Consider the following 14,605-nt stretch of genomic DNA (forward strand, 5'->3'; position numbering starts at 1 on the left):
AATTTAAAGCAATAAATAACTTTATTATATTAAATAATCTATATATTTTAGGGCCTTAATTTTAAAACCGTAAAATATTTAATCAAAGAAGATTATGCCAAGGGATTTGTACGTCTTGGAATTTTTTAGTTTGCTGTTATTAATAAATGAATTGGTCTGAAGAACAGGTTTTAGCTTTATCACCAGATACTTCCTCCACAAAGTCGGGTAAAGATTTAGCCCGACCGGAAAAGTGGCTAACTTTGGCTACAGAGGATCGTGCCCTTTGGGGCGAAATCAAAGGGAGTGGCAGTACTCCTTACCGCACCCAGATAGATCTGCAGAACATTGCTTTTAAATGCTCTTGCCCCAGCCGCAAATTTCCTTGCAAGCATGGACTAGGTCTTTTTTTAATTTATGCCCGCAAACCCGAGGTGTTCACGGCAGCAAATCCACCGGAGTGGGTTGCCGAATGGCTCGGCAAAAGAACAGCAAAGACCGAGAAAAAAGAAGAAGCCCCCGTAAAAACCCCGGACCCGCTGGCCCAAACCAAACGGGCAGAAGCGAGAGAAACAAAAATTTTAACCGGCCTGGCAGAAATTAGCTTATGGGTGAAAGATTTAATTCGGAACGGCCTATTGGTCGTGCCGGAAAAAAGTTATTCTTTCTGGCAAAACCCAGCTGCCCGCCTAGTAGATGCCCAAGCTCCTGGGGTAGCTAACTTAATCCGTGAATTAGGTATTATTTCGTACGTTCAGGAAGGTTGGCAATCGCCATTACTTCACAAATTAATTCAGATTTATTTGCTGGCTCAAGCTTATCCTGCTATAGCAAACTTACCAGAAACTGTGCAAGCTGATTTAAAAGCCCTGGTAGGTTGGACTCAGAATCAGGAGGAGTTAAAAGCCGGCGCCGGCTTAAAAGATACCTGGCTGGTACTGGCCAAGCAATCTACCGAAGAAGCAAATATTCTTACCCAATCCTACTGGCTTTACGGACAAAATACAGGAAGATCCGCGATGGTGCTTAACTTTTACCATTTGTCTAAACCGACTGATTTAGGATTACTGGTTGGTACCGCCCTGAAGGCAGAGCTACTGTTTTATCCGGGAAGCTTCCCCTTACGCGCCTTAATTAAAGAGCAAAGCCAGACGATGGAAATGCCGGAGTTAGAAGAATTTAATCCATTATCCGTTATACAGGATCAGTTTGCAACAGCAATTGCGAGTTATCCCTGGCAAAATAATTTACCTTGCCTGGTAAAAAGTTTGAATCCTTTCTTTTATCAAAATCAATGGTATTTGAAGGATGAAGAAAACCGATACCTTACTCTTGACAAAAATTTTAAAAAATCGTGGCAACTTTTAGCCTTAAGCGGCGGAACCCCACTTAATCTGTTCGGGCTTTACCGGCCGCAATCCTTTTTACCTTTAGGCGTGTGGCACAATAAAACGTATTTACCTTTATAATTTATGGATGTTTGGGAAGAAGCTGTAAAGGTTGCTTTGGTAGGTACAGAACGCCAAAAACTTAGTTCGGAATATTTACCGCTGCCGGTACAGGATTTACTTAGCCAACTAGGTCCTGATGATCCAGAAGAATATTTCTTAAAAACAGCCGCCTTGCTTTTAAACTATACGCAAGCGGGTGGCAACCTTCCGGTTTGGCAAACCAGCGTGCCTCAACCAGCTGAATCAGATCATAAACCGGTTTGCTCTGACAAAGCCGTACAAACCTTGGCAACTATTCTGGAAGAAGGCTTTCCTACTTTAGTATTAGTTTGGTTGCAACAATGTACGCAAGCCCAACAGCGAGTGCGGGAAGATTATATTCCGGTATTGTTGGACGAAGGCAGAAAAAATGTAAACCTCCGTGCTTTGGTGAAAGAAGCGGTGGGTAACCGGGGAAAATGGCTGGCCAGTTTTAACGCCGATTGGCAGTATTTACTGCAAACCGAAACTGAAATTTGGGAACAAGGCAAACCGGAAGAACGCAAACAATTACTAAGGCAAATCCGGCAAGAAGATCCCGACCGGGCTCGGGAACTTTTAACTTCCAGTTGGAAAGAAGAAAATGCGAATAGCCGGGCGGAGTTACTCAGCATTTTTGTTAAAAATTTATCCTGGGCCGATGAAGCCTGGCTTAAAGATTTACAAACCGATAAAAGCCAGAAAGTAAAAGAGGCAATTACCCTGCTGCTTAGCCAACTACCCGAATCAACATGGGTGCAAGAATTAGGAGAGGAAGTTAAAACCTGGATTACTTTAAAAATAACCAAATCCTTGATTGCTTTCTCGAAAGAAGAACTGGAAGTAAAAATACCCGATACTTTCCCGGCTATTTTAAAAAAGAAAGGAATTCAAGAATTAAGCAATAATAAAAATATTCCCGATCAGGATTATTGGCTGAGCCAGGTTTTATCCTTAATCCCACCGGCATTTTGGGAAACACACCTTCAGGCGGGCCCGGAGAAAATATTATCCTTATTTTTTAAAAATAAATTATTACAAGCTAACCTGGCCGCTCTTATTTCGGCTACTATCCGCTTTAAAGATGCTCGCTGGGCAAAGATTTGGTTAAACGTAAAACTACCAGAATACGACGAATTAAGATTTTCTGCCTATTCCCTGGTGCCTCAACTATTAAATTTGCTACCCGAGGCGGATCAGCAAGATTACTTAAATCAGGTTTTGCGTAAAAAAAAGCTGGACTACCGGTTACATACCATCGACTTCTTGTTGGAACTTAATTTTAACTGGGATGCCCCTTTCTCCATGAAAGTAATGCAGGAATTAGCAAATACCTATACCGAGCAAACCATGTACCAAGGGTTTTATCGCCTGTTCGAACTGCATTTGCTTTTGCACCCGGAAATACTTCCGCATCTACACGCTATAGAACCAGCCGACCCCAATCTCAGCTCGCGGTGGCACGCGTTGCAAAATAAATTAATCCGGGCTTTGGAAATAAGATTAGACCTCCAGACCTGCTTCCCTAACTAATTTAAACTTAGCACTCACTAACAGGTACAAACGCCGGCTTTTTTCCGGCATTATTCCCAAAATCAAGCAACATTATAAATAATACCTCATGCAACAAGTACAACGTGCTCACGCGGAGCACCAGTTTGCCGAAGAAATTGAAGAACTTAAAAAAGTTGATTCTCACCCTTGCCCACCAAATTGGCAATTGTCGCCGTGGGCCGTGGTTACTTACTTAATCGGTGGCACATTAACAAATGGCTTTCGGATTACTCCTAAATACATTGGTAGCCGCCGGTTAATGGAAATTGCCGTGGCTACCTTAACCACCGACCGGGCCTTATTGCTGTACGGATTACCGGGCACAGCCAAGTCGTGGGTTTCCGAGCATCTGGCTGCCGCTATTTCCGGCACTTCTACTTTACTGATTCAGGGTACGGCTGGCACCGGCGAAGAAGCCATCCGGTACGGCTGGAATTACGCCAAGCTATTAGCCGAAGGACCTTCGCCCAATGCCTTGGTAGTAACGCCCATGATGCGGGCCATGCAGGACGGTAAAATTGCCCGTATAGAAGAATTAACCCGGATATCGGCGGATGTACAGGATACGCTTATTACCATTCTATCGGAAAAAATGCTGCCGGTACCCGAATTAAACATGGAAATACAATCGAACCGGGGTTTTAACGTAATTGCCACCGCCAATAACCGCGACAAAGGCGTAAACGAGCTTTCCGGTGCTTTAAAGAGAAGGTTTAACACCGTTATTCTACCGGTGCCCGATACCATGGAAGAAGAGGTAGAAATAGTAACCCGGCGGGTAGAAACTTTAGGCCGGGCACTAGAATTACCGGCCGAGCCACCCGCCTTAGAAGAAATTAAACGCATTGTTACTATTTTCCGGGAGTTGCGCAGTGGGGTAACGCTGGATGGTAAAACCAAACTTAAAATCCCGACCAGCACCATGAGCACCGCCGAAGCCATATCGGTGATTAACAGCGGCATGGCCTTGGCAGGGCATTTCGGGGATGGCGTTCTGAATGCCCACGATGTAGCCGCCGGTTTAGTTGGGTCGGTGGTAAAAGACCCGGTACAAGATAAGGTAGTCTGGCTGGAGTACCTGGAAACTGTGGTTAAAAGCCGCGATGGCTGGAAAGATATTTACCGGTCGTGCCGGGAGTTAGTTTAACCACATGAGCGTAACTGTTTTTGGCATCCGACATCATGGTCCGGGTTCGGCTCGCAGCCTGAAACTGGCTTTGGAAAAATTGCAACCGGACATGGTTTTAGTGGAAGGACCGCCCGATGCCAACGAAATTTTAAAATTAGCCTATCAGGAAGCGATGAAACCGCCGGTAGCCTTACTGGCGTACCTCCCGGACAAACCCGAAGAAGCGGTGTTTTACCCGTTTGCTGCTTTCTCGCCGGAATGGCAGGCCATTAAATACGCCCAGCAAAATCAGGTACCCGTAAATTTTATGGACCTGCCGTTGGCCCATAGATTTGCTTTAGAGGCCAGCAAACCGGAGCATAACTCTACTTTACCAAAGACGCAAGCCGACGAACCTGGTAATTATCCTCTGGATTACTTAGGCCAAGCAGCGGGTTTCGATGACGGTGAATCGTGGTGGGAGCACATGTTTGAGCAGCGCCGTGAGTCCGAAGAAGCTTTTGAAGCAGTGCTGGAGGCCATGCAGCATTTAAGGAAAGATCTGAACCGAGCAGAATCAGAAGAAACTTTGTTGCGGGAAGCCTTTATGCGCAAAATAATCCGGGATGCAGAAGCAAACGGATTCCAGAATATAGCCGTGGTTTGCGGTGCCTGGCACGCCCCGGCCTTAGTAGAAATGCCCTCTAAAAAACACGACAACGATTTACTAAAAGGCTTGCCCAAAGTAAAAGTAGCTTCTACCTGGATTCCGTGGACTTTTAGCCGCCTGACGTTTTACAGCGGGTACGGAGCCGGGGTTACCTCGCCGGGTTGGTACCAGCATTTATGGGATTACCCGCAGGATACCGGCATTACCTGGATGACCAAAGTGGCCCGGGTTTTCCGGCAGAAAAAGATGGACACTTCCGTAGCGCACGTAATTGATGCCTTTCGGCTGGCCGAAACGTTGGCTGGGCTCCGGCAACTATCCCGGCCGGGCTTAACGGAACTGAACCAGGCTACACAGTCCGTTATTTGTTTTGGTGATGCCTGGATGCTCGACTTACTTTTTCAGGAGTTAATTGTTGGCAAAAAAATGGGCCGGATACCCGAAGATGTTCCCCAGGTTCCGCTGCAAAAAGATTTGGAACGGTTGCAAAAAAAGTTACGCCTGATGCCAAAAGCATTCGAGCAAAGCTTAACACTAGACTTGCGCCAGACTACCGATTTAGAACGAAGTAAAATGCTACACCGCCTTTCTATCTTGGGTATTCATTGGGGAAAGCCCCAAAGAGCATCCGGGAAAGGCACATTTAAAGAACAATGGTCGCTTAATTGGGAGCCAGAACTGTTAATTAAAATTATTGAAATGGGCGTATGGGGCAATACCCTGGAAATCGCCGCTACTAATTTCATTGTTCAAAAGGCCCGGGAGATTACCAACATCAGCGAAGTAGCCGAATTACTGGAAAAAGCTATTCCCGCTGATTTAGAAGTAGCTGTGGCGCAACTTATGCAACGCATCGATGCTTTAGCTTCCGTTTCCGGGGACATTACGCCACTCATGCAGGCCCTTATTCCGTTGGCTTACGTGAGTCGTTACGGAAATGTACGCCAAACGGACTTAAATCTGCTGATTAACTTGGTGCGCAGCTTAACCATTCGGGTAAGTATTGGATTACCGAACGCCTGTTATGGCTTAGACGAAGATGCTTCCGGCACGCTGTTCGAAAAGATCTCAGAAGTACAGTCGGCGTTAAGTCTTTTTCAAGACCTGGAAATTGCAAACCCCTGGAAACAAGCATTACAAACCTTACTAAACAGCCACAATGTTCACGGATTAATTGTAGGCCGCGCTTGTAGGTTGCTGGCCGATGCGCAAGAAATTAAAGAAGAAGAACTGGGGGTAAAGTTCAGTTTGGCGCTTTCCAGTGCTCAGGAACCTGGTTACGCTGCTGCCTGGCTCGAAGGTTTTTTAAAAAACAGCGGCATGATCTTGCTCCTGGATGAAGGATTATGGACTATTCTGAACAATTGGGTAAGCACGCTGGATGAAGAAACATTTGTACAAGTATTGCCTCTCTTGCGGCGCAATTTTGCATCTTTTACTCCTGCCGAAAGAAGAAAAATCGGGGAAAAGGCTAAAAACGGCGGAGCTAACCGAAGAACCACTAGCCGCGCCACAACTTTAGACTTTAATTACGAACGCGCCGAACAAGCTTTACCGGTGGTAGCACAATTATTCGGCTTAAGGAATTGATTTTAAAATTTAAACAATCCTGTATTTAACAATTAAAGAAAAAAGCATTTTAAGCGGGCTAGTTAAAAGTTTTTGAGAGTCAAAAAGCTCGTGGCAGATAATAGGTTACTTAACCAGTGAAATTTTAAAAATAATGAACAAAAATTACTTAAAACGGTGGCGTTTAATATTAGGTGGCGAAGCGGCCGACGGTACGGGCGTAAGCTTAACTGGTCAGGATATAAATCTGGATAAAACCTTAACCGCCCTCTATGACTCGGAACGGACCGCCGGTTTAGGTTCTTCTTCCCCCAACGTATCGCGTTGGCTCGGCGATATCCGGACTTATTTTCCCTCGTCGGTGGTTAAAGTAATGCAGCAGGATGCCCTAAAACGGCTGAACCTGACTTCCATGCTGTTGGAACCCGAAATACTCGCTACGGTAGAACCAGATGTAAATTTAGTAGCTACCCTCATGACTTTAAGCCGGGTAATACCCGACAAAACTAAAGATACTGCCCGGGAAGTAGTGCGGAAGGTAGTGGAGGAGCTTATGAAAAAATTAGCGCAACCCATGCAACAGGCCATTACCGGCAGTCTGAATAAATCAGTAAAAATAAACCGGCCCCGGCACAACGAGATTGACTGGCCTACTACCATTCGTAAAAATCTTAAACATTACCAGCCCGAATATAAAACCATTATTCCGGAAACTCGCGTTGGTTTTGGTCGCAAAAGAGCTGCTTTAAAAGATATTGTCCTGTGCCTCGACCAAAGTGGTTCGATGGGTTCGTCGGTGGTTTATTCTGGTATTTTCGGAGCAGTAATGGCTTCGTTGCCTTCCGTAAAAACCAAGATGGTGGTGTTTGATACCGCCGTAGCTGACCTGACCGAAGAATTACACGACCCGGTAGATTTACTTTTTGGCGTGCAACTAGGTGGCGGTACCGACATCCAATTGGCATTAGGTTACTGCGAGCAAATCATTACCCGGCCAACAGATACCGTTATGGTGGTAATAACTGATTTATACGAGGGTGGCAATGTAAATGAAATGAGAAAACGCTTTGCTGCCCTGGTAGCGAGCGGCGTACAAGTAATTGTATTATTAGCACTTAACGACGATGGTTCTCCGGCCTACGACCATAGTAATGCGTCTTACCTGGCCTCTATTGGGGTGCCGGTATTTGCCTGCACCCCAGATTTATTTCCCGATCTTATGGCAAGTGCTATCCAGAAACAAGATATTGGTCAATGGGCGGCTATTCATAATATTCCCATCGCCCGCGGAAGCCGAGAGTTGGTACCGTAACATGAGTAATACAGCGTAAAAAATTACTAATTTAAAGTTCTGTCTTTTGACACTTTCCAGATAAAGCCATCCAGTACATAATGGGTTATTTGGGGCAAAGTTAATAAGGGCACAAATATGGCTAATAGCAAACTATCCTGAATTTGCGGCAGATTCGCAAAAAAGGTAAAAACTTCGCCGTGTTCGCGCCAAACCAGACTGTCCCAAAAACCTTCTTCCAGGTAAGCCAAAAAAGCTACTATCGCGATAAATAAAACAATGCCCGTATTCCGGTAAAGTAAGTTTTCTAGTCTTGGTATTACCGTACCTTTACTAGCGGCCCTAACCTGCTTTTTGCGACCATAAATCCAAACCAAGGCCAAGTACGGAATACCGTGGGATACCACGTTAAATGTGGTATAAATTAAATCGCCGTTGTAATGCACAATGCCTAAGTACCAGGAAAGCAAAGTACCCACAATAACCAGATTTCGGGGAATATTGACTGTTTTTTGCTGATACACCATCCTGATCTCCTTAAGAACATAAATCAGGATGATTATGTAATAACCAGCGGTTAGTACGGGTAAAAAGCTGGGATAAGGTATTTTTATAAAGTCGCCCGGAACAAACCAGTTAAAAAGACGCTTGCCTTCCAGATGCCAATACAGAATAGGGAAAACGGTAGCTGTATAAATAGTAATTATATTAATCTGCCGCTCTGATTGGCTTACCTTTTCTTTTCGGGAGTAAAGTTGCATAAAACCATACTGCTGGCGGATAAAATGATAAACCGCCAGATAAGCTAAAATTCGCCAGAAAAGAACCGAACTCACCGAGTACAGGAGCATACCCAGTATCCAGGAAAGTAAGGGTACCAGCAACATGAGTTGCTTTTGCCGCCGGAAAGTTTCTTTGTCGAAGTAAGTTCTAAATAGCGTGCTGTATACATGGCTTACATCAATTAATAAAACTAAAATTACCCAGGCGGCAACCGGCATTTCCTGGTTGTTCCGGAAAAATTCCGGGAAAGCTATAATGGCCAGCAAACACCCAAAAGGAGGTGACAGCACAAAGAGCAAGTCTACTGCGGCCGAATACAGCCACGGTTGTTTTTTAATGTTTGGTTCTTTCTGCCCCCGCATCCCACATAATCGGAGAATGAAATTATCTTACAAAGTCCCTCTCTCTGGAGGGGGCTTTGGGTAAGATATTTAAGGAAAGTAACTTCCTATCCCTGGATAAGAACTTTCCTACTCTCTTAAGCTATCGGAACAGCTGGAAAACAACTTAAATTTTAAAAATTTTCTCTATTCCGCGCCTACTTTATCCAGGAAAGACCCGGAATAGAGCTTTACAGCACAAGAGTTATGAATATTTCACAAAAATACGGCAGTACCTACCATTATCCGTTTTCGCCGGGCACTACCAGCGACGACCGGATAAAAATGCCCAACGCGAGAACCCCGTACCCGAAAAAGTTCTGGACCGATCACTGCAAAAGCTGGAAGTACCGCAAGTATATGAAGCCCATGAGGTGATTTATGCGGTGGAGTAGTAGTTTAATTAAAAATCAATCTTCAAGATCAGCAATTTTAAAACAGGCGTTTTACATCAAGAAAAATTTATAAATATTTTAAAAAAAATTCGCTACGCAGAAAGACTGCGCACTGGGCTTTCAATTTTGAATCGTCAACTAAAATAAGAGGTTATGCGATTCAACTTTTTCCGGGCGAAAGAAACGGCTACTACCAACCACGAAGAGGCTTTGGCTTTTCCGCTGGATGTCCGAACTGAACTGTACACTGCCGTGGTAACGACTTCGTTACAGGACAACTTCTACGAAAAAACAAATGAGCGACTTAACCGGATCGTAGAACTAATCGCGCAGAACGATGCTGTTTTTGTGGCTAAACTGGCGGTATATGCCCGTACCCGACTGCACCTGCGCAGTATACCCCTGGTGTTGGTAATCGAACTGGCCCGTTTGCACACCGGCGATAGTCTGGTAAGCCGTACCATTTACCGGGTAATCAGTCGCGCCGACGAAATAACCGAATTGCTGGCCTATTACCAGTTAAGCAACCAGCGCCAAAATTTAAAAAAACTGAACCGCCTCTCGAAACAAGTCCAGAAAGGCATTGCCCTGGCATTTAATAAGTTCGATGCTTACCAGTTTGCCAAGTACAACCGGGCCGCCGAAGTAAGACTACGCGATGCGCTGTTTCTGGTACACCCGAAAGCCAAAGATGCAGCGCAGCAGGAGCTGTTCGATAATATTATCAATAACACCTTGGCTACGCCCTTTACCTGGGAAACCGAATTATCGGCTTTGGGCCAGGTTGCTTTTGAAACCGCCGAACAAAAAAGCCGGGCTTTTACCGCCAAGTGGGAAGAATTGCTGGATAGCGGCAAGCTGGGCTACATGGCTTTGCTCCGCAACCTGCGCAATATTCTGGAAGCGAATGTTTCCGGCGAACACGTGGCCCGCTTAGGTGCGTACCTGGCTAACGAAAAAGCGGTAAAAAATGCCAAACAATTGCCGTTTCGCTACCTGGCTGCTTACCGCGAAGTATTGACTGTAAAATCCGGCTTTACGGCGTACGTACTAACCGCTTTAGAAGAAGCCGTAAAAGTAAGCATCCGGAACGTGAAAGGCTTTGCCCAGCCGGTAAAAGTGGTAATCGCCTGCGATGTGTCGGGCTCCATGCAGCAACCAGTTTCGGCGCGCAGTAAAATTTTGTTGTACGACATTGGCTTACTTTTAGGCATGTTGTTGCAACACCAATGCCGCCACGTTATGACCGGTATGTTCGGCGACCGTTGGAAATTGATAAACTTGCCTCAAACTAACGTATTGCAGAACGTGCAGGAATTTTACCGGCGCGCCGGCGAAGTAGGCTATTCTACCAACGGCTACCTGGTAATCCGGGACTTAATACAACGAAAAGTAAAAGCTGATAAAGTTCTGCTATTTACCGATTGCCAGCTCTGGAACAGTACCGGCGACGGCGGGCACCTGGCTCAGGAGTGGCAGCAGTACAAAGTTCTATTTCCCGGTGCCAGGCTTTACCTCTTCGACCTGGCGGGTTATGGCCAGGCGCCCGTTCATCTCGTCCAGAACAGTGTGTTCCTGATTGCCGGCTGGTCGGATAAAGTATTTGAGGTATTGGAAGCCATCGAAAACGGGCAGGAAGCTTTAGCGGTAATAGATGCAATAGAAATTTAAAAATATAAATCAGCGGGTGTCGTGGAGAAGTGTTACTTCGGTAAAACCTCATTAAGGTGAGCGGGTTCAAATCCTGCGTGCTTGCAAAAGCAAAACACTTCTCGTTTATCACTCCGCTGGTTTTAAAACTTCATCCCCGGCCTTTCTTAACCGGAAGAAGAGGAGAGAATAGTTTGTAAGGAGGAAAATAGCCACCTAACTTATTATCCAAATAGCGCCTCTCCTGAAGGTGAAGGATTTAGAGTAAAGTTTATAAGCAGTGCCGTAGATAAGAGTTACTTCGTCGGTCGCCGGTTCGAATCCGGTCAGCTCCACAAATGAATAAAATGGGGCTGTAGCTCAGCTGGTAGAGCAACGCACCTCCGGGTGTTTCGGTCTTTTGTCGCTAATTGCCTGCTTGTATTTTTCAAATGCATGGCCGGGCTAATCGGTTGGCTAGTTGTTAGCTTGCCTGGTTCGATCCGGTATGGTTTACTTATGTATGCCTTAATTAAAAGCGGTGCCGTAGCCGGGAGTTACTTCGCCTGTCACGCGGTTGGTCGTGGGTTCGAGCCCCACTATTCTAAAAAGAATATAGCTCCGTTGGTTAGAGTAACCTATAGTCTCCTGGTGCTAGTTGCCCGCTTTTGAATGGTATCTTCCTAAAACTAAACGGTGCCGTAAGGTAGAGTTACTTCGATTCAGGTTCGGGAGTTGCCGGTTCGATTCCGGCTTTTCACCTCGGGGTGAAAATGGTGAAATGGTAACACGCTTTATAGTCTCTAGCTGCTTTTTGCGCGTTTTTTTAATTTTTAACTGGTTGTGATCTAATAAAATAATTCAAATACCCGAAACTTTATTTTTTACCGATGGTTTTCAGGCCTTGGCGAGCAACCCGAAGCATTTAACTCTAAGTCTTTATGACCTTAAACGCTCTTAAACATGTAAAACAGGCAAGGGGAGACCGTTCGTAAAAGGGTGCGGTTAGATCGACTTACCAACTTGTAATAATATTTAATACTAAGAATGGTTTATAAAAGAAGAAAACATTCCTCCTTTATAAACCATTTTTACTGGATAGTGTTGGGAAAATGCCAAATTTTAATAATTGTTGCCTTCGCCAAAGATTATACAAACTCCCTAACCGGTAAAAAGTTAACCATACCAAAAACTGGTTCTCTGATTTTTAAGTTTTAATACCCGCGGGAAGTACCCTACCAACCCTTTATAGCACCACCATCGAATGCTTTTAAAGCTGCCTGTTCTACCTCGGGCGATTGATACGCTTTAACAAACAATTTCACTTTTTCTTCATTTTTATTGTCGTCGCGGGCAACAATGTTGTTGACGTAGGGGGAGCTTTTGTCTTCCACAAAAATGCCGTCGCGCAAGGCATTCAGGCCGATGGGGGTTGCAAAAGTGGCGTTGATAACAGCCACCGTAACTTCCTGGTCGTCGAGGGCGCGGGGTAGTTGGGGAGCTTCCATTTCCAGGATGCGGATGTTTTTGGGATTAGCCGAAACATCGGCCAGCGTTGGAAACAAGCCCACGTTGTTTTTTAACTGTATAATGCCCGCTTGTTGCAGCAATAATAAAGCGCGGGCACTGTTGGTCGGGTCGTTCGGGATAACAATGGTGTTGCCTTCCATTAACTCATCCACTTTTTTAATTTTTTGGAATAACCCGCCAAGGGATAAACAAAAGTATTGCCCACAATGGCCATCTGGTAGCCCCGTTGTTTGGCCTGGATATCGAGATAAGGTTTGTTTTGAAAAGCGTTTACGTCCAGATCACCTTGCTGCAGGGCCTCGTTGGGCATTACGTAATCGTTGAAGCTCACCAGTTCCACCTCCAATTTATATTTTTCTTTGGCTACTTTCTTGGCCGCTTCGGCTATCTGGTATTCCGGGCCCGCCATAATGCCGACTACAATATGGTTGGGGTCATTCTTTTTTTCGGCACCGCCGCAACCGGTTATAAAAATGCCGGATAATAATATTATAAAAAGTTTGATTTGTTTTTGCATTTCACAAAATTAAAGTGATTTCCGGTGATCGACCTTCCGGGATAGGTAATTTCCGGTAAATTGAATAATAAAAACCAGCCCGACCAGGAGTATGAGTACCGAGTTCATTACCAGCGTATCGTAACCTACGTAGCCATATTGATACCCAATTTGTCCTAAACCGCCGGCCCCTACGGCGCCCCCCATGGCCGAGTAGCCAACCAGGGTAATTAAGGTAATAGTGGCCGCGTTTACGATGGAAGGCAATGCCTCGGGCAGTAATATTTTGCGGATTACCTGCCAGGGCGTAGCGCCCATAGCCCGGGCTGCTTCTATTAAACCGGGCGGTATTTCGAGCAGGCTGTTTTCTATTAAACGGGCAATGAAGGGGGCCGCGCCGATGCTCAACGGTACAATCGCGGCTTTCACCCCGATGGAAGTACCCACTAAGCCGCGGGTGAAAGGGATCATCCAGACAATAAGAATGATAAAAGGGATAGAACGGAAAATGTTAACAATAACCGAAATAACCCGGTTCAGCGAACGGTTTTGCAGTATTTCGCCGGGCCGCGTCATGAACAATAATACCCCGGCCGGCAGGCCGATCACAAAGCCGAAAAAACCCGAAGCAAGCGTCATTAATATGGTTTCCAGCAAGCCCTGAATTAAAAGCGATACCATGGAATCAGACATAGCCGATAATTTGGGTTTTAATAAATTTATCTTCAAAAAAGGCCAGAACCTTTTTTGTTTGTTCGCCGGTGCTGTAAGCTTCAATCAGTATGATGCCAAATTTAACCCCACCGGCATATTCCATGCGGGCGCTGACAATATTATAGTCGACCCCAAAAACCCGGGCTATTTCGGAAAGTACGGGAACATCCACCGACCGCCCCGAAATTTCCAGCTTTATTAACGGATGTTTGCCGTTATCGGGAGTTTCGCTTAAACGTTGTTTAAAATCATCGGGCAGTTCTATCTCTAAGGATGAGGCAATAAATTTCTGGGTCAGCTCGGTTTTAGGGTACGAAAAAATGTCGGCTACGGTACCTTGCTCAATTAGTTGGCCGTTACTGATAACGCCTACTTCGTCGCAAATGGATTTTACCACGTTCATTTCGTGGGTAATCAGCAAGATGGTAATGTTTAGCCGCTGGTTAATGTCTTTCAACAATTTCAGTATCGAACCGGTGGTTTCCGGGTCCAGGGCACTGGTCGCTTCGTCGCAAAGTAAAACCTTGGGGTTACTGGCCAGGGTACGGGCAATGGCTACGCGCTGCTTTTGCCCGCCCGAAAGGCTGCTGGGGTAATCGTGCTGTTTTTCCGGTAAACCCACCAGGGTTAGCAGATCGAGTACCCGGGTATTAATTTCTTGTTTGGGCGTGTTGCTTAACTCTAAGGGCAAGGCAATATTATCAAACACGGTGCGGGACGATAACAGGTTGAAGTGCTGAAATATCATCCCGATCTGCCGGCGGGCCTGCGCCAGTTGAGCAGCGGATAATTGCCGTAAATCCTGCCCATCCACCATGACGCTGCCCGAAGTAGGTTTTTCCAACAAATTTACACAACGGATCAGGGTGCTTTTGCCCGCTCCCGATGCACCAATCACCCCAAATATCTTACCTTTACCCACTTGCAGCGAGACCCCATTAAGGGCGGTAACTAGCCGGTCTTTCTGGCGGTACGTTTTAGTTATATCTTTTAATTCAATCATTTATCTTATTAAAGTACTTGGACAAAATTAAATAA

10 protein-coding genes and 1 pseudogene are annotated in these 14,605 nt (G+C 45.5%); 7 read left to right on the forward strand and 4 right to left on the reverse strand.

The window, feature by feature from the left end; translation table 11 throughout:
* Positions 1 to 146: 146 nt before the first annotated feature.
* From AHMF7616_RS02300 to AHMF7616_RS02320, 5 genes are all read left to right on the forward strand, one after another.
* Positions 147 to 1,448, forward strand: a complete 1,302-nt coding sequence (locus tag AHMF7616_RS02300) for an SWIM zinc finger family protein (RefSeq protein ID WP_115371413.1) — start codon at positions 147 to 149, stop codon at positions 1,446 to 1,448.
* A gap of 3 nt (positions 1,449 to 1,451) precedes the next feature.
* Positions 1,452 to 2,981, forward strand: a complete 1,530-nt coding sequence (locus AHMF7616_RS02305) for a DUF5691 domain-containing protein (protein WP_115371414.1) — start codon at positions 1,452 to 1,454, stop codon at positions 2,979 to 2,981.
* 88 nt (positions 2,982 to 3,069) lie between these two features.
* Complete coding sequence (locus tag AHMF7616_RS02310) at positions 3,070 to 4,149, forward strand: ATP-binding protein (RefSeq protein WP_115371415.1); 1,080 nt, start codon at positions 3,070 to 3,072, stop codon at positions 4,147 to 4,149.
* Between the two features lie 4 nt (positions 4,150 to 4,153).
* The gene (locus AHMF7616_RS02315; protein WP_115371416.1) at positions 4,154 to 6,370 is read left to right on the forward strand and encodes a DUF5682 family protein; all 2,217 of its coding nucleotides are present in this window, start codon (positions 4,154 to 4,156) and stop codon (positions 6,368 to 6,370) included.
* Positions 6,371 to 6,503: 133 nt separating this feature from the next.
* Complete coding sequence (locus tag AHMF7616_RS02320) at positions 6,504 to 7,661, forward strand: VWA domain-containing protein (protein WP_115371417.1); 1,158 nt, start codon at positions 6,504 to 6,506, stop codon at positions 7,659 to 7,661.
* Positions 7,662 to 7,687: 26 nt separating this feature from the next.
* Here AHMF7616_RS02320 and AHMF7616_RS02325 read toward each other — a convergent pair whose 3' ends face one another.
* Entirely contained in the window at positions 7,688 to 8,785 is a 1,098-nt protein-coding gene (locus tag AHMF7616_RS02325) for a hypothetical protein (RefSeq protein WP_115371418.1), read from the reverse strand.
* A 225-nt stretch (positions 8,786 to 9,010) separates the two neighbouring features.
* Between AHMF7616_RS02325 and AHMF7616_RS26970 the strand changes: the two genes are divergently transcribed.
* Together AHMF7616_RS26970 and AHMF7616_RS02335 are read left to right on the forward strand one after the other, a co-directional pair.
* Positions 9,011 to 9,181 carry a hypothetical protein gene (locus AHMF7616_RS26970; RefSeq protein ID WP_233507281.1) on the forward strand — a complete coding sequence of 57 codons (171 nt, stop codon included), beginning with the start codon at positions 9,011 to 9,013 and terminating at the stop codon, positions 9,179 to 9,181.
* A gap of 170 nt (positions 9,182 to 9,351) precedes the next feature.
* Entirely contained in the window at positions 9,352 to 10,869 is a 1,518-nt protein-coding gene (locus AHMF7616_RS02335) for a TROVE domain-containing protein (protein ID WP_115371419.1), read from the forward strand.
* Between the two features lie 1,193 nt (positions 10,870 to 12,062).
* Here AHMF7616_RS02335 and metQ read toward each other — a convergent pair.
* The 3 genes and pseudogenes from metQ to metN form a co-directional block, all read right to left on the reverse strand.
* Positions 12,063 to 12,874, reverse strand: a pseudogene (gene metQ, locus AHMF7616_RS27895) (methionine ABC transporter substrate-binding lipoprotein MetQ).
* A 9-nt stretch (positions 12,875 to 12,883) separates the two neighbouring features.
* Positions 12,884 to 13,546, reverse strand: a complete 663-nt coding sequence (gene metI, locus AHMF7616_RS02350) for a methionine ABC transporter permease MetI (protein WP_115371421.1) — start codon at positions 13,544 to 13,546, stop codon at positions 12,884 to 12,886.
* Complete coding sequence (gene metN, locus AHMF7616_RS02355; RefSeq protein WP_115371422.1) at positions 13,539 to 14,570, reverse strand: methionine ABC transporter ATP-binding protein MetN; 1,032 nt, start codon at positions 14,568 to 14,570, stop codon at positions 13,539 to 13,541. The genes metI and metN overlap by 8 nt, the downstream gene beginning before the upstream one ends.
* Positions 14,571 to 14,605: the final 35 nt, after the last annotated feature.

It is taken from the genome of Adhaeribacter pallidiroseus (genome assembly GCF_003340495.1).
Lineage (GTDB): Bacteria > Bacteroidota > Bacteroidia > Cytophagales > Hymenobacteraceae > Adhaeribacter > Adhaeribacter pallidiroseus.